This window comes from Psychrobacillus sp. FSL H8-0510, from assembly GCF_038008345.1.
In the GTDB taxonomy this organism is placed as follows: domain Bacteria; phylum Bacillota; class Bacilli; order Bacillales_A; family Planococcaceae; genus Psychrobacillus; species Psychrobacillus psychrotolerans.
This window is the reverse complement of the sequence record NZ_JBBOYZ010000001.1, coordinates 177,592-199,224: the sequence shown is the minus strand read 5'-3', so window position 1 is coordinate 199,224 and position 21,633 is coordinate 177,592. Positions and strand designations below refer to the sequence as shown.

The 21,633-nt window shown below is 37.6% G+C and carries 23 protein-coding genes and 1 riboswitch; of the genes, 12 read left to right on the top strand and 11 right to left on the bottom strand.

The window, feature by feature from the left end; all coding sequences use genetic code 11:
• Nucleotides 1-11: 11 nt before the first annotated feature.
• The 4 genes from MHI40_RS01010 to aceA all read right to left on the bottom strand — a co-directional run bounded on the left by MHI40_RS01010 (nucleotide 12) and on the right by aceA (nucleotide 3,549).
• Entirely contained in the window at nucleotides 12-305 is a 294-nt protein-coding gene (locus tag MHI40_RS01010; protein WP_093536538.1) for an RNA polymerase alpha subunit C-terminal domain-containing protein, read from the bottom strand.
• Between the two features lie 177 nt (nucleotides 306-482).
• A complete protein-coding gene (locus MHI40_RS01005) occupies nucleotides 483-605 on the bottom strand; it encodes a protein YhfH (RefSeq protein WP_139219905.1) in 123 nt (40 codons plus the stop codon).
• 30 nt (nucleotides 606-635) lie between these two features.
• Nucleotides 636-2,234: a malate synthase A gene (gene aceB, locus MHI40_RS01000; protein WP_340761158.1), complete on the bottom strand. Its 1,599-nt coding sequence runs from the start codon at nucleotides 2,232-2,234 to the stop codon at nucleotides 636-638.
• Nucleotides 2,235-2,265: 31 nt separating this feature from the next.
• Nucleotides 2,266-3,549 carry an isocitrate lyase gene (aceA, locus tag MHI40_RS00995; RefSeq protein WP_340761157.1) on the bottom strand — a complete coding sequence of 428 codons (1,284 nt, stop codon included), beginning with the start codon at nucleotides 3,547-3,549 and terminating at the stop codon, nucleotides 2,266-2,268.
• Nucleotides 3,550-3,754: 205 nt separating this feature from the next.
• Between aceA and MHI40_RS00990 the strand changes: the two genes are divergently transcribed.
• Complete coding sequence (locus MHI40_RS00990) at nucleotides 3,755-4,411, top strand: LytTR family DNA-binding domain-containing protein (RefSeq protein ID WP_340761156.1); 657 nt, start codon at nucleotides 3,755-3,757, stop codon at nucleotides 4,409-4,411.
• Nucleotides 4,412-4,475: 64 nt separating this feature from the next.
• Here the strand turns inward: MHI40_RS00990 and MHI40_RS00985 are convergent, their stop codons facing one another.
• Nucleotides 4,476-5,372, bottom strand: a complete 897-nt coding sequence (locus MHI40_RS00985; protein WP_340761155.1) for a DMT family transporter — start codon at nucleotides 5,370-5,372, stop codon at nucleotides 4,476-4,478.
• Nucleotides 5,373-5,472: 100 nt separating this feature from the next.
• On the opposite strand from MHI40_RS00985, the gene MHI40_RS00980 reads away from it, so the two are divergent.
• Nucleotides 5,473-5,703: an excisionase family DNA-binding protein gene (locus MHI40_RS00980; RefSeq protein ID WP_093536546.1), complete on the top strand. Its 231-nt coding sequence runs from the start codon at nucleotides 5,473-5,475 to the stop codon at nucleotides 5,701-5,703.
• A 173-nt stretch (nucleotides 5,704-5,876) separates the two neighbouring features.
• Here the strand turns inward: MHI40_RS00980 and MHI40_RS00975 are convergent, their stop codons facing one another.
• Together MHI40_RS00975 and MHI40_RS00970 are read right to left on the bottom strand one after the other, a co-directional pair.
• The gene (locus MHI40_RS00975; RefSeq protein ID WP_093536548.1) at nucleotides 5,877-6,863 is read right to left on the bottom strand and encodes a homoserine dehydrogenase; all 987 of its coding nucleotides are present in this window, start codon (nucleotides 6,861-6,863) and stop codon (nucleotides 5,877-5,879) included.
• Between the two features lie 130 nt (nucleotides 6,864-6,993).
• Nucleotides 6,994-8,286 carry an O-acetylhomoserine aminocarboxypropyltransferase/cysteine synthase family protein gene (locus tag MHI40_RS00970; RefSeq protein ID WP_340761154.1) on the bottom strand — a complete coding sequence of 431 codons (1,293 nt, stop codon included), beginning with the start codon at nucleotides 8,284-8,286 and terminating at the stop codon, nucleotides 6,994-6,996.
• Nucleotides 8,287-8,398: 112 nt separating this feature from the next.
• Nucleotides 8,399-8,513: riboswitch (SAM riboswitch) on the bottom strand.
• 157 nt (nucleotides 8,514-8,670) lie between these two features.
• Here MHI40_RS00970 and MHI40_RS00965 point away from each other — a divergent pair.
• Nucleotides 8,671-9,312, top strand: coding sequence for a glycerol-3-phosphate acyltransferase (locus MHI40_RS00965; protein WP_340761153.1), 642 nt, complete (start codon nucleotides 8,671-8,673; stop codon nucleotides 9,310-9,312).
• A gap of 14 nt (nucleotides 9,313-9,326) precedes the next feature.
• Complete coding sequence (locus MHI40_RS00960) at nucleotides 9,327-9,914, top strand: YdcF family protein (protein WP_340761152.1); 588 nt, start codon at nucleotides 9,327-9,329, stop codon at nucleotides 9,912-9,914.
• 81 nt (nucleotides 9,915-9,995) lie between these two features.
• On the opposite strand, the gene MHI40_RS00955 is transcribed toward MHI40_RS00960, so the two are convergent.
• Complete coding sequence (locus MHI40_RS00955) at nucleotides 9,996-10,340, bottom strand: GIY-YIG nuclease family protein (protein WP_340761151.1); 345 nt, start codon at nucleotides 10,338-10,340, stop codon at nucleotides 9,996-9,998.
• Between the two features lie 19 nt (nucleotides 10,341-10,359).
• Nucleotides 10,360-11,115, bottom strand: a complete 756-nt coding sequence (locus MHI40_RS00950; protein WP_340761150.1) for a DUF2087 domain-containing protein — start codon at nucleotides 11,113-11,115, stop codon at nucleotides 10,360-10,362.
• 159 nt (nucleotides 11,116-11,274) lie between these two features.
• Here MHI40_RS00950 and MHI40_RS00945 point away from each other — a divergent pair, with 159 nt between their 5' ends.
• From MHI40_RS00945 to MHI40_RS00930, 4 genes are all read left to right on the top strand, one after another.
• Nucleotides 11,275-12,972 (top strand): M3 family oligoendopeptidase, encoded by a 1,698-nt coding sequence (locus MHI40_RS00945; protein ID WP_093536558.1) that lies wholly within the window; start codon nucleotides 11,275-11,277, stop codon nucleotides 12,970-12,972.
• Between the two features lie 14 nt (nucleotides 12,973-12,986).
• A complete protein-coding gene (locus MHI40_RS00940) occupies nucleotides 12,987-13,400 on the top strand; it encodes an RDD family protein (protein WP_340761149.1) in 414 nt (137 codons plus the stop codon).
• A gap of 211 nt (nucleotides 13,401-13,611) precedes the next feature.
• Nucleotides 13,612-14,013 carry a DoxX family protein gene (locus MHI40_RS00935; RefSeq protein ID WP_093536560.1) on the top strand — a complete coding sequence of 134 codons (402 nt, stop codon included), beginning with the start codon at nucleotides 13,612-13,614 and terminating at the stop codon, nucleotides 14,011-14,013.
• A 17-nt stretch (nucleotides 14,014-14,030) separates the two neighbouring features.
• The gene (locus MHI40_RS00930) at nucleotides 14,031-14,633 is read left to right on the top strand and encodes an NADPH-dependent FMN reductase (RefSeq protein WP_093536562.1); all 603 of its coding nucleotides are present in this window, start codon (nucleotides 14,031-14,033) and stop codon (nucleotides 14,631-14,633) included.
• A 150-nt stretch (nucleotides 14,634-14,783) separates the two neighbouring features.
• Here MHI40_RS00930 and MHI40_RS00925 read toward each other — a convergent pair whose 3' ends face one another.
• Entirely contained in the window at nucleotides 14,784-15,362 is a 579-nt protein-coding gene (locus tag MHI40_RS00925; RefSeq protein WP_340761148.1) for a TetR/AcrR family transcriptional regulator, read from the bottom strand.
• Between the two features lie 144 nt (nucleotides 15,363-15,506).
• On the opposite strand from MHI40_RS00925, the gene MHI40_RS00920 reads away from it, so the two are divergent.
• The 4 genes from MHI40_RS00920 to MHI40_RS00905 all read left to right on the top strand — a co-directional run bounded on the left by MHI40_RS00920 (nucleotide 15,507) and on the right by MHI40_RS00905 (nucleotide 19,310).
• The gene (locus tag MHI40_RS00920) at nucleotides 15,507-16,265 is read left to right on the top strand and encodes an SDR family oxidoreductase (protein WP_340761147.1); all 759 of its coding nucleotides are present in this window, start codon (nucleotides 15,507-15,509) and stop codon (nucleotides 16,263-16,265) included.
• A gap of 162 nt (nucleotides 16,266-16,427) precedes the next feature.
• A complete protein-coding gene (locus tag MHI40_RS00915) occupies nucleotides 16,428-17,075 on the top strand; it encodes a lysoplasmalogenase (protein WP_340761146.1) in 648 nt (215 codons plus the stop codon).
• 36 nt (nucleotides 17,076-17,111) lie between these two features.
• A complete protein-coding gene (gene pepT, locus MHI40_RS00910; RefSeq protein WP_093536570.1) occupies nucleotides 17,112-18,338 on the top strand; it encodes a peptidase T in 1,227 nt (408 codons plus the stop codon).
• A gap of 12 nt (nucleotides 18,339-18,350) precedes the next feature.
• Entirely contained in the window at nucleotides 18,351-19,310 is a 960-nt protein-coding gene (locus tag MHI40_RS00905) for a DMT family transporter (RefSeq protein WP_340761145.1), read from the top strand.
• 113 nt (nucleotides 19,311-19,423) lie between these two features.
• Here the strand turns inward: MHI40_RS00905 and MHI40_RS00900 are convergent, their stop codons facing one another.
• Entirely contained in the window at nucleotides 19,424-21,580 is a 2,157-nt protein-coding gene (locus MHI40_RS00900) for a YhgE/Pip domain-containing protein (protein WP_340761144.1), read from the bottom strand.
• Nucleotides 21,581-21,633: the final 53 nt, after the last annotated feature.

Sequence of the window (21,633 nt, the reverse complement as noted above, 5' to 3'; positions counted from 1 at the left end):
TGTATACATTATTAACTTTTGAAGGTTAAACCTTCTCTTCTTAAACTTTCTTTAAGTGTGGGCAAAGAAGCGGGACCTATACCATGGAACTTTAAAATTTCTTTCTCACTGAATTCAGAGAGCCTCTGCAAGGAAGTAACTTCGTTATTCATCAACGCTCTTCTTGCTGGTGCCGAGAGCAGCGATAGAAAACCGCTATTAGGTTTGCTTCCTTGTTCACACATTGGACAAGTCGGACAGTCACTACTTTTATAATACTTATGCCCTTTGTTGCAGGTCCTTAACTCTTTTTCAGAAGTTGCCATTTTAACACCCCCTAGATTCTCTAATACCTAATATTAACTACTATTATGACACAAATGCTTTAAAAAAATAAAAACCTCCTAACATATCTATAAAAGATTAGTTAGAAGGTTTATATTCTATAATTTAAATTTACTTACAAGTTCTTATTTATAGACATTCCTGTTTTTTCGATATAGTTATTCCTCGTTCATGCCGATGCAACGTTCACACTCGTAAAGGGATGATTCTACTTGCTCATTAATAACACATCCACATTCACGACAATGCTTTGTATTTACTTCTTGAGTAGTTAATTTCATGCAAATCACCTCCTTGAATGGATTGTTTTTTTAGCTAATCTTTTCGTAGCCTGGCAATGTTAAGAACTCGATAAATTCATCTTCTCTTACTAATGATAGGAATAACTCTGCCGCTTCTGTGTAGCGACCGTTTCCGTATATGTCATTTCCAAAAGTTGCTTTCAGTTTCCCTAATTCTTCTGTTAAAACTTGTTCTACTAAAGTGATGGAAATTTTTCGTCCATCCTCTATCTTTCCTTCTGGATGTCTAATCCATTGCCATACTTGTGTACGAGAAATTTCTGCCGTTGCAGCATCTTCCATTAAGTTATTAATCGGAGCTGCTCCATTTCCACGTAGCCAAGATGCTATATATTGAACCCCTACACTGCAGTTCATACGAAGGCCTTCTTCGGTTATAGTTCCCTTTGGTACTTCGAGTAAATTAGCCGCTGTTACCTGGACGTCTTCTCGTTTTCGATGAATTTGGTTTGGCGTAGGCATATGTTCTTGGAACTGCTCCCAAGCGACAGGCACTAACCCTGGGTGTGCCACCCATGTTCCATCATGTCCATCCGTTGCTTCTCTCCGTTTATCTTCGCTTACTTTTGCGAAAGCTGTTGCGTTTGCTGTTTCGTCCCCTTTTATGGGAATTTGTGCAGCCATTCCACCAATGGCTGATGCATTTCGTCGATGGCAGGTTTGGATACATAACTGCGAATAAGCACGCATAAATGGTGACGTCATCGTCACTTGACCTCTGTCGGGCAAGATGACCTGGGACTGGTTGCGAAGTCGTTTAATATAACTAAAAATATAATCCCAACGTCCACAGTTTAGACCTGCCGAATGCTCTCGAAGCTCATATAAAATTTCATCCATTTCGAATGCCGCCATGATTGTTTCGATTAAAACAGTTGCCTTAATCGTCCCGTTAGGAACTTCTAATTGTTGCTGTGCATAGACGAAAATATCATTCCATAATCGTGCTTCCAAATGACTTTCTAACTTCGGCAAGTAAAAGTAAGGACCAGTTCCCTGAGCAATCGCTTCCTTTGCATTGTGGAAGAAATAAAGTCCAAAGTCGAAGAAGCTACCAGAGATTGACTCACCATCTATCCGTATATTTTTCTCCAAAAGATGGAATCCTCTAGGTCTTACAATGAGGACCGCTGGTTGTTCTTTCAAGCTATATACTTTACCCGTTTCAGGCTGTGTATAAGAGATTGTTTTGCGAACAGCATCACGCATATTGAGCTGACCATCAATCATATTTTCCCAAGTGGGCGAAGTCGCGTCTTCAAAACAAGCCATAAATGTCTTTGCCCCTGAATTTAATGCATTGATGACCATTTTACGATTAACCGGGCCAGTTATTTCGACGCGGCGATCCAGTAAGTCCTCTGGGAGGGGAGCTATTGTCCAGTCTCCTTCTCGAATTGTTTTGGTTTCCGATAAAAAGTCCAATGTTGCCCCGTTATCTAATTTCTCTTGACGAAACTGACGTGCTTGTAGCAATTCTTTTCTTCTTTTATCAAAGAGATGATGGAGGGAAGCTACGAAATCTAATGCTTCTAGCGTTAAAATTTCGTCAATGCCTTCAACCTCTTTCCCTAAAATTTCAATCCTTTTAGTCGTTAGTTGTTCCATTTATCATTAACCTCCCATCCCCATGTTTGGTTTAAGCAAACTGTGCTACTTCTGTAGAGCCTTTCATCGCCGTAGTAGAGGAAGTTCCACCTGACACGATTTGTGAGATCTCATCGAAGTATCCGGTCCCAACTTCACGTTGATGTTTCGTAGCTGTATATCCTTTTGTTTCATTTGCAAATTCTGCTTGTTGGAGTTTAGAGTATGCTGCCATACCATTTGTTTTATAATCATGCGCTAGTTCAAACATGCTGTGGTTCAACGCATGGAACCCCGCTAGTGTTACGAATTGGAATTTGTAACCCATCTTCCCTAGCTCTACTTGATATTTTGCAATTGTTTCCTGATCCAAGTTTGCTTCCCAGTTGAAGGAAGGTGAACAATTGTACGCTAGCAATTTACCTGGGAATTTTGCATGTATAGCGTCAGCGAATTGTTTAGCTTCCTCTAAACTAGGATGAGAAGTTTCACACCATATAAGATCCGCGTATGGCGCGTATGCTAAACCACGTGCGATTGCCTGGTCAATTCCTGGTTTTGTTTTGAAGAACCCTTCAGGTGTTCTTTCGCCAGTTATGAAATCTGCGTCACGTGGGTCAATGTCACTCGTTACCATATCTGCCGCATCTGCATCCGTACGTGCAATTAATACAGTTGGAACCCCCATTACATCTGCTGCTAGTCGAGCTGATACTAAATTACGAATGGCATTTTGAGTAGGTAGAAGAACCTTCCCACCAAGATGTCCACATTTCTTTTCAGAAGCAAGTTGATCTTCTAAATGGACACCCGCCGCTCCAGCTTCAATCATACCTTTCATCAGTTCGAAAACATTTAATGGTCCGCCAAACCCAGCTTCTGCATCTGCAATAATAGGTGCAAACCAGTCAAACTCATCTTCTCTACCTTCCGCTTGGTCAATTTGATCTGCACGTTGTAACGCTTGGTTAATACGCTTAACTACTGCTGGCACACTGTTTGCAGGGTATAAGCTTTGATCTGGATACATTTGACCTGAAAGGTTTGCATCTGCTGCTACCTGCCAGCCACTTAAGTAAATTGCTTGAAGTCCAGCTTTTACCTGTTGCACTGCCTGATTACCAGTTAAAGCTCCAAGGGCATTGATGAAGTCTTCTTGATGGAGCGACTTCCATAAACGTTCTGAACCTTTTCGAGCTAATGTTTGTTCAATAATGACAGAGCCACGTAATTTCACTACATCTTCTGCAGAATATGGACGTTCAATACCGTTCCAACGGTTTTCTTCTTTCCATTGTTGTTGAAGCTCTTCTACCTGTTGTTGTCTTTTTGACATGTACATACACCCCTTAATATTTTGTGGAGGAACACTGTTTAAAAATACGACTTTTTTACTGTATCATAACAGTTCCTTTTCTTGTAATCTAATATATAACAGAAAGATGTTTTTTGTATAGATATTTGGATGAAATATTGTTTTTTTAGGATAAACGAAGAATTAGCGAGATGAACGCAGAATATTATGAAAACGAGGTGTATTAGTGGATTTTAAAATAGAGCAACTAAAACAGTATAGTTTAATAATGGAGGAATGGGTGCCCAAAGAGGCCTCTATCGCTATAGCGGCTGGAGATCAGTATATATACTACCAAGCAGGAGGGCATGATCTTCATCTAAAAGCAGGACAGAAAATCCATCCTAATAGTGTAGCTAATCTAGTACTGACGAGAGGATGTAGAATAGAAGCTGTTTTAGAAGATGCATTATTTCAAGTTCCCTATTACGGAATTGGTTATCCAATTGAGATTAATGGGGAAAAAGCGGCATTGGTTGTTATACTCCCCCCTCATCATGCAGTTCCCATTACTTCTCCTTATAAGTTTTTAACGGGGAAGCAGGAAGACGAATGGAAACCAATCTCTATTGAAAAAGTGTCTCATATTGAAAGTCTTCAAAAAAAGACATGGTTCTACGCCAATAAAGAGCCTTATAAAACTAGTATCCCTTTGAAGGAATTACAACTCCGGTTACCAGATAACTTTTTACGTATTCACCGCTCTTATATTGTTAATATTTCATTTATCGACCGAATCGTCCGCGATTTTTCTTCTAATTTGTTAATACAGTTACAGGACGGAACCGAATTACCGGTAAGTCAGTCTTATATGACAGATGTTCGAGCAGTGTTAGGGTTTTAAACGAGAATAATAATTAAAGGCTGTTCCGATTTCTCGAAACAGCCCTCCTTATTTACAGTCTTAGTTAAACAGACACTTTACCTACGCCTTCAGATTGTCCCCTAGCCGATTTACTCCCTAGTGTTAAAATAGCGATACTCCCAAGCAATAAACCAATCCCCATCCAAGAGGTTGTACTAAGAATTTCCCCTACCACAACTACCCCAAGTAAAGCAGCTGTCGTCGGTTCTGCCAGAGACAAAGTTAACGCAGAGGAGGCGGGTATTTTACGAAGACCCCAGCCGTATAATACATATGCAATACTAGTTGTTGCTATTCCCAAGTAAAAAATGATTCCTATGTTTCCTGCATCATTCAACCAACTCACGTCAAATAGGAAATAAGAAGGCGTCAACAGTAAAGCACTTAGTGAAAAAGTCATTGCAACGACCGACATTGCCTCTTCTTTTTGCAACATAGATTTACTTGTCATTGTATACAATGCAAAGATAATACCCGCGATTAAGGAATACAGAACCCCAAATGGATTTATACTCACTTCACCTTTTGTAACAAATAATAACATACAACCTATAATAGCTAAGCCAGTCGAGAATCCCCACACTTTTGTAGGGCGCATCTTTAAAAATATCCATTCTATTAAACCTGAAAATACTGGTGCACTTCCAATGGCAACCACACTTGCTACAGCTACACCTGTTAAACGCACAGAAGAAAAGAATAAGAGCTGAAACAAAGAGATACATACAGCGGCGTATAGTGTTTGCTTCCAGGGCCATGAACGGAATTTAATTTTTTTTAATAAAACCATAATGATCAGCAGGAATAATCCACCTGTTGCTGATCGTCCAGCACTAATGATAAAAGGATGCGCACTGTCTGGTAAAAATGTTTGTGCAGTGCCTGTTGTCCCCCATAAAATAGCACCAAGTAGAACAAATATGTATGGTAATACGGTCAAGTTTTCTCCCTACCTTTCCACATTTTCTAACTTCCAATATAGCACATATTGAGTTACCGCCAATCGTATCTTATACTAATAAGGATAGGAGGCATTTTACATGTATATGACAGTAGAAGAAACTGCGAATTATTTATCAATGCCTATTGATCAAGTAAAACGATATATTTCAGAGAAAAAAATTCGTGCTATTTTTGATGGGGAAGAGTATTACGTGAATAGTGCTCAATTTGAAACGCACTTACTGCAAATTGAGGATTTGAAGCGACAAATCGATGAATGGCGAAATACTCCGATTCCGGATGATATTGATGTAAAAGACGAAGATTAATACAAAGGAAAAGGACGTTCTCCGAATGAGGAGAATGTCCTTTTTTATTAATAGGTCCTGTAAACAATACCGTTGATTTTCGCTTCAGGCGGACGCTTCCCGCTGGAGTCGCCGCCCTCCACTTCAATCAATTAAGTAAATAAATAAAATATACTAGTACCCTAAACTAAAAATTATATAGTAATAAAGAATCCAGCTCTTTTTCCGATTATTTCTGCATAATCTTCTACCATCACACTTGCTGTTGGGTACATACCTGCTCCTGGACCGACTAATGTTAATGTTCCAATATAGTTTGTATCTAGTGCAACTGCGTTGTTTACACCTTCTATTGAGTATAATGGATGATCTGGCCCTACTAGTTGTGGACCAACTGATGCGTATAGTTCACCGTTTTCGTCTTGCTCTATTTCTGCTACATGGCGATAACGTAGTCCTTGTTCTTTGGCTTTGCGGACATCCTCTAATGAGATTTCATCAATACCAACTACACGAACATCGTTCCAATTGGGCTGTTTTTTAAACGCTAGTGCGCTTAGTATCATCAGTTTTCGGAAAGCATCTTGCCCGGACACATCGTTAAATGGATCTGCTTCTGCATAACCAAGGTCCTGCGCCTCTTTTAATGAGTCATCAAATGGACATTCATCCTGACGCATTTGTGTCAAAATGTAGTTCGACGTACCATTTAAGATCCCTTGGATTCTTTTCACTGAGTTAACTTGTAATAGATTTTTTAATGTCTTAATAACTGGAACTCCGCCGGCTGTTGTTGCTTCATATCCTATAAATACTCCACGAGACTTTGCACGCTCATGTAATGGAATACTATATTTGGAGAACATTACTTTATTTGCTGTTATTACATGACATCCTTTATCAATCGCTCTACATAAGTAGTTATATGCCGGTTCCTCATTTACAATTGCCTCGAATACCACTTGGAGTCCAGGTATATTAATAATATCCTCAAAGTTATCAGTTACTAACACACCAGGTGTAGCCATTCTTTCTTTTCCAACATTGTTTACGAGGATCGCACTAATTTCTAGTTCTAATCCTAAAGACTTTTTCAGATCTTCTCTTTTTTCATTTACAATGTTGTAAATCCCTTGCCCGACTGTTCCGAAACCTAGGATTGCTGCTTTTATCGTCGCCATGCTATCTCCTCCAACTGAATTTGCACAATTGAGTTCCAATTTGCTTCAATTTGTAAAATCTAATCGCATTCATATACGAAGAACTATTTTACATATTGTAGCCCATTTTTACTCAATTATCAATAAAATTCTATCTAGAGAGGACATTTGTTTTTCCCACAAGTACTTTATCAAGGGCAGACTGTAAATCCTCAACCGCCTCTAGTCCAACAGACAAGCGAATTAAGTCTTCTGTAACGCCCGATTTCACCAAGTCTTCAGGAGTTAACTGCTGATGTGTTGTAGATGCAGGGTGGATTATTAGCGATTTAGCATCCCCGACATTAGCTACATGCGACCAAATTTCAATATTATCGATAATATTACGACCTGCCTCTTTACCACCTTTCACTCCAAAAGTTAGGATGGAACCAAAACCATTCTGTAAGTACTTTTTAGCAAGCTCATGGGAGGGATGACTTTCTAAACCTAAGTAGTTAACCCAAGTTACTTCTTCGTTACTTTCTAAGTACTCCGCAATTTTTTGTGCATTTTCATTATGCTTTGGTACGCGTAAATGAAGTGTTTCTAGTCCTTGTAAAAAGGAAAATGCTGCTTCAGGACTTAAAGTTGGACCAAAATCACGAAGCAATTGAACGCGTAATTTCACTGCAAATGCCACGTTTGGAACGTCTATTCCATATCTTAGACCATGATAGGTCACATCCGGTTGTGTGAATCCTGGAAATTTCTCGGAGTCCCAATTGAAGTTTCCTCCATCTACTACAACTCCACCAATCGTAGTACCATGACCACCAATCCACTTAGTCGCTGAATGAATTACGACATGAGCACCGTACTTAATAGGGTTCGATCCATATGGAGTAGCAAATGTGCTATCTACAAGTAAAGGCACTCCTACTTCGTTAGCAATGGCTGCTACGTTTTCTATATCTAATACATTTAAGCTTGGGTTTCCTATAATTTCTCCAAAAAATGCTTTCGTTTTATCTGTCACAGCAGCTCGGAAATTTTCTGGATCTGTAGAATCTACAAATTTCACCGTTATACCATATCGCGGCAATGTATGAGCAAATAAATTAAACGTACCACCGTATAAATTCTCAGCAGCAATAATTTCGTCTCCTGCTCCTGCAATGTTTAATATAGAAAATGCGATAGCTGCCATTCCTGAAGAAAATGCAACTGCTGCCGTTCCCCCCTCTAATAATGCAATTCGTTGTTCAAATACATCCACAGTTGGATTCGTAATACGTGAATAGATATTACCTGTTTCTGCAAGAGCAAATAGGTTTTGTGCATGTTCTGTATCTCTAAATACAAAGGATGTCGTCTTATGAATGGGTACTGCTCGTGATCCAGTCACTGGATCTGGTTGTTGGCCACCGTGTAAAAGTAGTGTTTCTTTTTGTAGATTGGTCATTTGAATTCCTCCTAAAATGTAGTTAGATGGACGCTTATGGAGGCGAGGGAGGATTAGAACAAACAAAAAACCCTCTTCAATTAAGAAGAGGGTGCAAATTCGCATGTTCCTCCTCTTATCTTCCAAATTCAATTTAGAATTTGTAGGATTTAGCACCTTTCCAAGTTGAGAACTTGTTGGTTGCCGGGCATCGTAGGGCCTATTCCCTCCGCCACTCTTGATAAGAGTATTAGATTTAGTTTTCCATCTTGTTACACAGTATAGATTTCTACCAATCTATTTGTCAATACTTTTTTGAATAATTAAAAAACATATACTTTAAAATTCTGAAACTTCTCATCTTTTCATTCGTTTAATATATTGAAGTTAATGGGGGTGAAAAAAATGCTCATTCCGATGATTTGTATCCTTGTGATCAGTTATCTTGTTGGGTCCATTCACGGTTCTAAAATAGCTCAGTATCTGAGTGGGGTAAATATTAAAAAAGAGGGCTTAAAAAATTCTGGCGCCTCAAATGCAGCTATTGTTCTTGGCGCAAAATATGGCATTTTAGTTGCCATAATTGATATTTTAAAGGGAGTTATAGTCGTAATTGGGACGGGTTTTTGGGTTTCACAGTACGCACATTTTTCGATAGTGGAACAGGACATCCTGCTATATAGTGCAGGTGCTGCTGTAATACTTGGACATAACTTCCCTCTTTACACTAAATTTAAAGGTGGTAAAGGCACTGCATCCCTTATTGGTGTACTACTTGCTCTTAGCTGGCCGCTTGGTTTAATCGGACTTATATTATTAATCGGAACTACATTATTAACGGACTATTTATTAATTGGTGTGTTTGTTTTTTACTTTGTTTTTATCGGTGCATCCATTTGGTTTGCAGAAGGAGTAGGGCCAATGGCTATTGCCGGATTCCTATTTTTGATGGCTGTTGTACTACATCTCGAGAATTTCCGTCGTTTAATGCGAAAGGAAGAGATGAGAATCTCCACTTTCTTAAGTAAGAAGAAACCATCTGTATGAAATGAGTGAATATCATGAAGAAGAAAATGAGGTGGATCGTGCTTATCCCATTAGTAGTGATTATTTCTAGTGGAATTGGGATATGGGTTCTCACGAGTAATTGGCTTGAAAATGGTCAAAATCCAAAGGCAGATGGCACCAATCAATATGCTATTGTGCTTGGTGCCAAAGTGAAAAAAGGGAATATCCCTTCTTTTGCTTTACAGTATCGATTGGAGGCTGCTCTTGCGTATGCCCAAAAATATACCCATGTAAAATTAGTACTTTCAGGTGGACGAGGTCCCGATGAAGATATCGAAGAGGCCGTGGTGATGAGAGATTTTCTATTGGAAAATGGCATAGCCGAAGATCGACTCATCTTAGAAGACAAAGCCACCTCAACATATGAAAATCTACTGTTCTCACAAGAATTACTACCCAGTAATATCGACTCCGTCACCCTTATAACAAGCGACTACCATTTACAACGATCCAAAGTACTAGCAAGTAAACTAGGATGGAAATCAGATGTCGTGGCTGCTAAAACTCCCAAAGTGGTTGAATTCAAGGTTCGTACGCGAGAACGTGTCGCGTTGTTAAAGGCATATATTTTGGGGAATTGATTGTTACAAATAGATGGGTATTAAGTAATTATCGTGTTATTTTCTTGATACCCATCTTTTTACTATTCCATAAAATTCATTTTAGCTATGATACCCTTCTTCACCGAAAGGTTGTAGTTTTTCTAACCATTTCTCCAATAACCTTTCTAATTCTTTTTTGCCTACCCTACTTTCAGTTTCCTCTTTTTTAATAATCTCCATATGCTCTATGTCAAAATTATCTTTGCCGAACTGAGTCCAGTCCTTTTGCAGATTTTTATTTGAATGGAGTCCGTTTTCTAATGTAAATTTAACCCCATTCAACGTTTTAAAATTAGGTGTAGAAGCTACATACTTTTTACCGTTTCGTTTGTTTGTGATGACGTAAATTCCGCCCTCGATTTTAATTTCTTTATATTCTTGTTTTAATTCTTTTTTGCGATCCATTTATATTCCATCCTTCTACTTAGTTTTTCACCCAATACGCACTACCATCGTCTTGTCTGGCCAAAAATCCATACTCTATTAAGTAACGTCTTAATGTTACGAAATCCTCATAAGCATTCTTTAGTACATGATTTATTTCTTTCTCTGTGTAAGTTTTTCCTTTTTCAAATCTTTGGATCAGAACTCTTAAGGTTGCTAGTTTTTGCTTTTCTTTCCTCGGAAATTTCATAAGAGGTCCATCTATTCCGTCTGGGAAGAATTTACTTTCGATATCTTTTTGTTCTTCTTGCGTGATGTTATACCGATCGTCCACCATCGTTGCAGTCTTATGAAGCGGTAAAAATGTCGGTGCATGATTGTCTTTTGCCTTTAACATTTCCATCATCGCTAAAAACACTTTTGCTTGTCGCTCCTTTTCCTTTAATACGAAACGATGATTTCGAATCGTAGAAGAGCTTCCAATTCCTAACTCTGTTTGTATTTCTGCATCACTTCTACCCTCATAAAAGAGGCGTAATAGGCTATTTTGATGTTCGGTTAAGCCAGTAAATTTTTTGTTAAGCCCTATTAGATATTGAAAAACAGAGTCATGCTCCATTTCAATATGATGCTTCATGAATTTTTCTGCTTCATATAACATATTATTCTTTGGATAAATGAATCCCTTTTCAACTTTAAAACCGCACATAATACAAATATACATTTCGTCTTCTTCAGCATACCCTGACTTTAACTGTTCTGAGGAGGCACTCCAAAGTAATTCTGACACTTCCATATACAAACACAACCAATCTTTGTTTATTAATTTACAAACATTATATAATAACGTTTGTAAATTATCAATATGTAAAAATGTGGTTGCAATTTATCTGAAAATAATAAACAATATGAATAAGGAGTTTCGTAAAGCGAAACGATAGAGAGGGGAATTCCATTGGTTACATTTAACGATTATGAATATAAACGTCCAAATTTAGAACAAGACAAATCTACATTTAGAGAGTTATTAACAAAATTTAAAGAAGCTTCTTCTGTAGCAGAACAGAATGAGGCAATCGAGAATATCAATGCATTTCGCAATGATTATTCTACACAAGCAAACTTAGTTTATATTCGTGCATCTATCGATACTAATGATGAGTTCTATCAAAAAGAGCGTGATTATTTTGATGAAACGAATCCTGAAATTGAAGAGATGATTACTGAATACTACAAAGCGTTGGTTGAATCACCTTTTCGAGATGAACTGGAGGATAAATGGGGCAATCAACTATTCGATTTGGCAGATTATCAGATTAAGGCATTCTCACCGGAAATTATTTCTCTTATGCAAAAAGAAAATAAGCTTGCATCCGACTACTCGAAGCTAGTTGCTTCCGCACAAGTAGAATTTAACGGGGAAACATTAACACTTGCACAGCTGGGACCATATGCTGAATCTACCGATCGTGATACTCGTAAAAAAGCAAAAGAGACTAGTAGTGGATTTTTCCATAAAAATGAAGCGAAATTTGATGACCTTTATGATCAACTAGTAAAAGTACGCCATGAAATAGCAACAACTCTCGGGTACAAGAACTTTGTAGAGCTCGGCTATATTCGTATGAACCGTATCGATTACAATGCAGAGATGGTAAAAAAATTCCGTGATCAGGTCCGTGATTTTATCGTTCCTGTTGCAACTAGACTTTATGAGCGACAAGCAAAACGCATAGGCGTAGACAGTCTGAAGTATTATGATGAGCCTTTTAACTTCTTAAGTGGGAACGCAACACCACAAGGTTCTCCGGAGTGGATTGTTGAAAACGGCAAGAAAATGTACGAGGAGCTCTCTCCTGAAACAGCGGAGTTCTTCCAATTTATGATTGACCGTGAATTGATGGACTTAGTTGCGAAAAAGGGAAAAGAAGCAGGTGGTTATTGTACGTTTATCGATAACTATGAATCTCCTTATATTTTCTCTAACTTCAATGGAACATCTGGAGATATTGATGTATTAACGCATGAAGCAGGTCACGCTTTCCAAGTGTATACAAGTCGTAACATTGGAATCCCTGAGTATGTATGGCCGACCTATGAGTCATGTGAGATCCACTCGATGAGTATGGAATTCTTCACATGGCCTTGGATGGAATTGTTCTTTAAGGATCAAACAGACAAATATAAGTTTGCTCACTTAAGTAGTGGACTGCTGTTTCTACCTTACGGTGTGGCAGTCGATGAATTCCAACATGCTGTATATGAAAATCCAGAGATGACCCCCGCTGAACGTAAAGCTACTTGGAAGAAAATCGAGGAAGTTTATTTACCTCACAGTGATTACGATGGTAATAGTTATTATGAGGCAGGTGGGTTGTGGCAACGCCAAGCACATATTTTTGCTAGCCCATTCTATTATATTGACTACACACTTGCTCAAATTTGTGCATTCCAATTTTGGAAGCGTTCAAGAGAGGATCACGAAGCTGCATGGAAGGATTATTTACATCTTTGTCAGCTTGGTGGGTCGACATCTTTCACTAAATTAGTAGCAGAAGCTAATTTGATCTCTCCATTCGAGGAAGGTTGTGTGGAATCCGTTATTGGCTCGATTGAAGAATATTTAAATAGCGTGGATGACTCTGCATTATAGGCATTTAAAAGGAGTTGAAGTTATTGAATCCTGCTGGCTTTTGGATTAGGTTTGGTGCTAGTTTATTCGATGGTATTATTATGGGGGCTCCACTAGCTATCATTAGTTACCTTATTCTTGGAGAAAGCAATACATGGTTTACTACTATAGGGTCATATCTTTATTTTATATTACTACCTGTCTTTTGGGTTGGATACACTGTAGGTAAGAGAATTCTTGGTATTCGTATTGTGAATATCGATGAAACTGACGTCAACTTTTGGATAATGATTAAACGTCACTTAATAGCCGGTATTATCTATGGTTTTACATTTGGCATTGGTGCTATTGTTAGTGCTTTTATGGTTGGTATTCGTGAAGATAAACGAGCAATTCATGATTTTATAGCAGGAACTTATGTAACTTTCTATCCTCCTTGGCAAAAATAGTTTTTAAAACAAGCATTCATCAGAATGCTTGTTTTTAGTTGATTTCCTTACATTTCTATAGCTTTCTTACTCATTGATTTTCTGATAAATAAGCAGAAAATCATTTTTTTCGCTTATATGATTACTTTTTGTAATCAAATGTATTGTATTTAGTTAATAACTATATTATAGTAAGTTACGTTAAGTAACTTAAATGGAGGATTTTTTTATTATGAAGAAGCAACAACTTGCAACACTTATTTTACGTGTCGTGTTTGGACTTATGTTCTTAATACATGGCATAGCAAAATTCCAAGGTGGTATTTCAAATACCGTTGGATATTTTGAGTTCCTTGGTTTACCAGGTTCTCTAGCATACGCAATTGCGATTATTGAATTAGTCGGTGGAGCATTACTGGTAGTTGGACTAGGAACACGAGTAATTAGCGGGCTATTTGCGGTAATAATGCTAGGAGCAATTTTCTCAGCGAAATTATCATTCGGATTATTAGGCGATGGTGTATCCGCTGGATACGAATTAGAACTAGTCTACTTGGCTATCGGTATTTACTTTGTCTTAGTTAATCCAATTAACTTATCACTTGATGAAAAACTGTCACAAAAAAATAAGTAAAGATTTGGGGTATAAACATGAGCTTTATGAAAAAAATATTCGGATTAAATTCAAATGAAGAGCAAACAGGAGGAAATGACATGATGAAAATTGGTATCGTTTTAGGAAGTACACGTGAAGGACGCGTTAGTCCTCAAGTTGGAGCATGGGTAAAAGAGTTAGCCGACAAGCGTGGAGACGCAGAATATGAAATTATTGACATTGCAGATTTCAAATTACCTCTATTAGGTGAAGCAGGCGGCGACGCATCAGGTGCAGCAGCTTGGTCAGCAGCCATTGCAAAACAAGATGGATTTGTATTCATCGTTCAAGAATACAATCACTCAATCACAGGAGCACTTAAAAATGCTTTAGATTATTTACGTGAAGAGTGGAACAACAAAGCAGCAGGAATCGTATCTTACGGTTCAGTAGGTGGGGCTCGAGCAACCGAGCATTTACGTGGTATTTTAAGTGAATTACTAGTAGCGCATGTACGTGTACATCCAGCACTATCTTTGTTTACAGACTTTGAAAATGGGACAGACTTCAAACCAGCAGCAGTACAAGCTGATTCAGTAAACCAAATGCTAGATCAAGTTATCCCTTGGACAACTGCCTTAAAAACTGTACGCAAGTAATTAAGCAATACTTTACAAGAAGTTTAAGTTTTGATTAAAAAGACTCATCCTCTCGGATGAGTCTTTTTTGTACAACTTTTTAACCTTCTTTATTTCTCCACTTATTCTTTTATTCTTCAAATATGAGAAATACCATATATACTAAGTTCACTAATTCCTCGCTATCGCATTCAATGTTTGAACTAAATGAATGTTCATGTCATCAACGGACTCTTTAAAATCACTTCGATGCCATTCAATAATTAAACCAATTATTGCATTTGTCATAAAAGAATATACAAATTTTTTAGATTCATCATACTCCCCTATTTTACTATCTTCTATAAAATTCGAACGGATTGCATCAAAAAACATGTAGTAGTATGTTGTAGACACATTATCTGATAAAATAATACGGTAAAAGTCTTCGTACTTTTTGACATGGTGAAAAATACGAACTGTTTTTGGATCTAGATTTTTGTAAACTGAAGACTTTAATTGAAGTGCAGAAATGTATTTATATGGTTCTTTATAAGATTCTTGCAAATCTAAAATGACCTCTTCAAAAAATTCCTTAAAAACATCTCCAACCTCCTCATAGTGGAAGTAAAAAGTCCCCCTATTTACACCGGCTTGTCTACAAAGCTCGGACACATTAATATCAGTCAGACTTTTGTTTTTTAATATATGAGTTAATGCTTGATAGATAGCTTTTTTTGTCTTCACGACTCTTAAATCTTTTGTTTTCAATAATATCTCTCCTTATCGAACACTTATTGCAATATGTGTTTGATATTGTACAACTATTGCGATAACTGTTGATTGAATACGTTTTCATTTTAAACTATACTGTTATTGTACAACTGTATAATAACATATGAGGAGGAAATAATTATGAGATTACAAAACAAAGTAGCTATCGTTACAGGCGCTGCTTCTGGGATGGGGAAATCTATCGCTGAGGCTTATGCAAAACAAGGCGCAAAGGTCGTTGTTTCCGACTACAATTTAGAAGGTGCAGAAACTGTGGCAGCAGCTATTAAAGCAGCTGGCGGAGAAGCAATCGCTAACCGTACAAACGTAGCAGTACTTGCTGATTTAGAAAACTTATTCGCTGAAACAAAAGCAGCATTTGGTAAATTAGATATTTTAGTAAATAACGCTGGGATCATGGATGGAATGGAGCCTGTTGGTGAAATTACTGATGAAAAATGGGATCAGTTATTCGCAGTGAATACTACTGGCGTTATGCGTGCAATGCGTATAGCAACTAACATTTTCTTAGAACAAGGACATGGAGTATTCGTTAACAACATTTCTGCAGGTGGATTACGTGGTGCTCGCGCAGGTGCAGCATACACAGCATCTAAACATGCAGTGTCTGGTTTAACTAAAAATACAGCTTATATGTACGCTAACTCAGGGATTCGCTGTAACGGAATCGCTCCAGGTGGCGTCATGACTAATATTCAAAATTCTATGACTAGCCTTTCTGAATTCGGTATGGGTCGTCAGCAAACAGGTAGCGGTACTATGCCACGTGTCGGTCAACCAGAAGAAATTGCACAACTTGCAGTATTCTTAGGTTCTGATGAATCAAGCTTCGTTAATGGGCAAATTATTGCCGCTGATGCTGGTTGGACTGCTTACTAATAAATAAAGCTCAACTTCCACAAGACAATACCAATCAGAAATACAACCAGTTGCCCTATTCACTATGGCAGCTGGTTCTTTTTTTTATTTAGATTCGCATACAATGTGGAGGAAGTTTTATCTTCCGTAACGAATTTAATAAGAAAGGGGAGTGTTTGTTTTATGTGGAGCAAAATTATTGGGGTTTTAATTGCAATTATGGGTATTATTTATATTTTCTTTATTCCAAGTGACCCTGTATCGACAAAGATTATTTTCAAACTTATTCCGATGCTACTTATTATCTTGTTTGCTTCTCTACAATCTGGAGGAGAATCTAAAAAGTACAAGACACTTATTTTAATCGGACTCACTGTATGTATGTTTGCTGACGGATTAATCTATTGGTTTATAGTCGGACTTATAACCTTTTTGATCGGACATATTTGGTATATCTTCGCATTTAGAAACATCAAACAAACATCCATTCCAAAATGGGCAATCGCATTGCTATTAATATACGGGTTATCAATGGTAATTTGGTTAGCTGGAACACTCTGGTCTCAAGGAGATACAGTCTTAGCGCTGGCAGTTATTATTTATATTGCAGTTATTTTGACGATGGGTTGGAACGCTTTCCAAACTGCAAACAAATTTGTTATTATTGGGGCTATTTTATTTATCTTTTCGGACTCAACCCTTGCTATTAATAAATTCATAGTAGATATTCCTTTCTCAGATGCACTTATAATGATTTCTTATTACGGAGCTCAATTTATGTTTGCTCTTAGCATTAATTATTCCGCAACTCGAAAGAATCTGTTAAAATAAGAACTAGCTTTACAAATCGAAAGGAGATTTAATCTCATGAAAGAGACTTTAATAGAGCGACTAGTGCGCTATGCAAAAATAGATACACAATCCGATGCTTCAAGTACAACATGTCCAACCACTGAAGGTCAATGGGACTTACTCCATGAGCTGAAAAAGGAATTGACTACAGTTGGTTTAGAGGAAATTACATTAGACGAAAACGGTTATCTTTTCGCCACTTTACCCGCTAATACTGATAAAGAAATGCCAACAATCGGTTTCTTAGCTCACGTAGATACAGCTACAGATTACACAGGAAAAAATGTAAATCCACAGCGAATCGAAAGCTATGATGGACAAGATATTACTCTCAATGAGCATACTGTCATGACCGTTCAAGACTTCCCTGAACTAAAAAATTATGTTGGTCACACACTATTAACTACAGATGGTACTACGCTTCTTGGTGCCGATGATAAAGCAGGAATTGCCATCATTATGACTGCAATGGAATATTTTATCCAACATCCAGAAGTAAAACACGGGAAAATTCGAGTGGCATTCACACCAGATGAAGAAATCGGGCGTGGTCCTCATAAATTTGATGTGGAAAAATTCGGAGCAAACTTTGCCTATACAATGGATGGTGGTCCATTAGGAGAATTACAATATGAAAGCTTTAATGCAGCTAGTGCCAAGGTTATTACAAATGGGAAAAGTGTGCACCCAGGGTCTGCAAAAGACAAAATGGTGAACTCCATTACAATGGCTACAAAATTTCAATCTCACATGCCAACAGATGCAGTACCTGAAAAAACCGATGGATACGAGGGTTTTATACATCTGATGAATATTAATGGCGATACAGAAAAAACAGAGCTTAGCTATATTATTCGTGACCATGACCGTGAGAAATTTGAAGCGAAAAAACAATTATTCCTAGATACTGCTGAAAAGATTAAAGCAGAATACGGAGCAACTGCTATCTCTGTAGAGTTAAACGATCAATACTACAATATGGGTGAAAAAATCACACCTGTTATTGAAATTTTAAATGTAGCAAAAGATGTGATGATTGCTTTAGATATAGAACCACTTATTATTCCAGTACGTGGAGGAACAGATGGCTCACAGCTTTCCTATATGGGAATGCCTACACCTAATGTATTTACAGGTGGAGAAAACTATCACGGAAAATACGAGTTCATCTCTGTAAATGATATGGCAAAATCAACAGAAGTTGTAAAGGGTATTATCCAGTCGTTTGAACAGCAAGCTTAAGCAGGTGCTAATATGCGCGAAATATTACTAGGTATTTTAGCCTCCCTATTTTTTGCAGTAACCTTTATACTTAATCGTTCTATGGAAATATCTGGGGGGAGCTGGATTTGGAGCTCCTCCCTTCGATATTTCTTCATGCTGCCTTTTTTATTCATCATTGTCTACAATCGAAAAGGTTTATTTGAAACCTATAAAGAAATAAAATCTGCACCTGCTGCTTGGTTTCTATGGAGCTTTGTAGGATTTGTATTATTTTATGCACCGCTCACTTTTGCAGCAGCTTATGGGCCTGGCTGGTTAATATCTGGAATGTGGCAATTCACGATTGTTGCTGGAGTTCTACTTGCGCCATTATTTTTGATAAAAATGGAAAACAGAATCATTAAACAAAAAATCCCGGTCGTCTCATTATTTATTTCCCTACTTATTTTAGTAGGAATTATTCTTATACAGATTCCAAATACAGATACAGTTAATTTGCAAATGATTTTTTTAGGGATTTTACCTGTACTTATAGCTGCATTGGCTTATCCCTTAGGGAATCGTAAAATGATGGAACATTTGAATGGACGCTTGGATACATTTCAACGCGTTTTAGGCATGACTGTTGCGTCTATGCCCGCCTGGATCTTAATGGGTATTTATGCGATTTTTACCGTAGGTTTACCATCTTCTGGCCAAGTGTTTCAATCATTTATTGTAGCTGTGAGTTCTGGAGTGATCGCTACTATTCTATTTTTCATGGCAACAGATCGAGTTCGAAATCACCAAGGGAAACTAGCTGCTGTAGAAGCGACACAGTCAACCGAAATCATTTTCGTCATTATTGGTGAAATGTTTTTACTACATGTGCCTTTACCAGCACCAATTGCACTTATAGGACTTGGAATTATTATTTTAGGTATGTTCTTACATAGTTACTATACAAAATTATTAAATACGAGAGCTTTAAAAGGACAAACTAAAATATAATTTTTAAGATTAAGTGGATTCGGGTGCTGTGTTAGACCCGCATTATCTCACTTTTGTTCTTAAAAAGAGGATTGACAGCTTTAGCAGCCGTCAATCCTCTTTTAATTATGCAATTACACGTTTGCACCAGTTAATCCATCATTGTCATGATTGCTTGTAGAAACGCGTTTAAAATTGAAAGCAAAGACTACAAAAGTTAATATTAAGCTTACGATTAAACAAATTAGAAGGAACCACATATTCATAATCATGAAACCTGTATCTCCTAAAGAAATAATCGATTTAAACCCTGCATTAGAGTATGTTAACGGTAGATATTTACTTAATGCTTGTAAATTTTCTGGTAACATCGGAATTGGTAAATTCGATCCTGTAGTAGATAGTTGCAAAACAATAAAAGCAAGTGCTACAAAGCGACCAATATTCCCTCCCAATGTTACTAGGAAAAATACGATGGACATAAATGTTAAACTAACAAAAATAGTGAACAATATAAACAAAGGAATACTATCCACTTGTAGTTTAATAAATACTAACGTAAATAGCGACACGATTAATGCTTGTGCTATTGCAAACAAAGAAAGCTGCATCAATTTACTAGCATACCAACTAATCACAGATCCTGGAGTAGTAGCAGGTCGTTTAAATTCAACTACAAAAGATAATAATAAGATACCTACAAACAATGCTAAAGACATAATATAAGGAGCTGTAGAATCACGATAGAATTTATAATTATTAACCTTTTCTCCAGTTAAAGTTACGGGATTTGCAAACATCGCTATGTTAGCATCACTCACTTGAATACCACTAACCTCACTAGCACCACCAGCTAATCCAGTAGAAAGCTCTTGGCTACCAGACTTAAGTTGTGTTGCACCATCGTTTAGTGAAGTAACTCCTAAAGTCATTGTTTCCCAACCAACAGCCACTGTTTGGTTTCCAGAACTTATTTGAGTTAGTCCATCTTTAAGTCCAGAAACGGCATTACCAACTTTCGTCCAAGAAGTAGAAACCGTTGCGTTACCATTCGCAACTTGGGTAGCACCACTTTTTAAACGATCAATACCAGCTGTAGCTGCTGTTTGACCACTTACTAATTGGTTAAGACCTGCATCTAGCTGTTTAGAACCTGCTGTCAGTTGCGAAGCACCTGCAACTAAAGCATCTGCTCCCGTTTTTAAAGGTTGAACTTGTTGACTAAATTGCGTTAAGCCTTTAGAAACCGCATCACTCGTACCAACAAGAGTCATAAATTCAATATCTTGTGCAAGTTCAGGATGCTTCCCTAAATATGCCTTTAATCCCTCTGTTAATCCTTGCGACCCTCCTGTAAGCGTTTTCGTAGCTTCTGTCACTTTTCCTAAACCACTTGCTAATTGCTGACTTCCTGGTTGTAACTGTTTTTCTAATCCGGTAGTTAAACTAGTGCTACCCGCTTTAGCCGATTTCAGTCCATTTAGTACTTGTTCGGAACCAGCCTTAAGACTATTAATACCTTGTACCACTTCTTTAGAACCTGCCGCTAGCTTCTTAATATCACCTTCTCCGTTTTTTACGGAACTAAGAAGTTGCCCTGCGCCACTTTCCGCTGTTGCAGCACCAGTTGCTAACTTTTGAATATCACCAGACTTATCATTTAAAGATTGTAGTAACTGGCTTGTTCCATCACTCAATGTTGTAGTTCCTTCAAAAAGCTTATTGGATCCATCTGCACCAGAAGCGAAGCCATTTGAAATATCTCCAAGTCTAGAAAATAATGTTTGAGTATAGGTTGCTGTTATTTTATTGCCTAGTTGTTCTCTTAGTTTTTCTGTAGCACTTTTTGTTACTTGAGAAGCCATGAAATTTAGGCCTTCATTTTGAATATAACGTAATTCTGGCACTACTGGATTTGCATCAAGTACAGAGGATGCTTTTTGAGAGAAGTCCTCAGGAATCTCCACTACCATATAGTACTTCTGACTCTTTAACCCCTTGTTTGCTTCTTCTTGTGAGACAAATTCCCAACCTAAGGCAGGATTTTGTTGTAATTCTTCTACTAAGTCCTGTCCAATATTAATGGCTGATCCCCCGGAGTTTGCACCTAAGTCTTTGTTCACAAATGCCACAGGTAGATTATCTAGATTATCGTAAGGACTCCATGTTGCTGAAAGTAAGATTGCTACATAAACAATTGGTACTAGTAATACTCCTAATACAGAAAACAACACCCCTTTCTTCTCTGTAAGCCTAGCTAACTCCAGACCTAGCATTTTGAACGCTCCCATACTCTATCCCCTTTACACTTTTTTAGAATAAAATGAATGACCATTCATTTCCC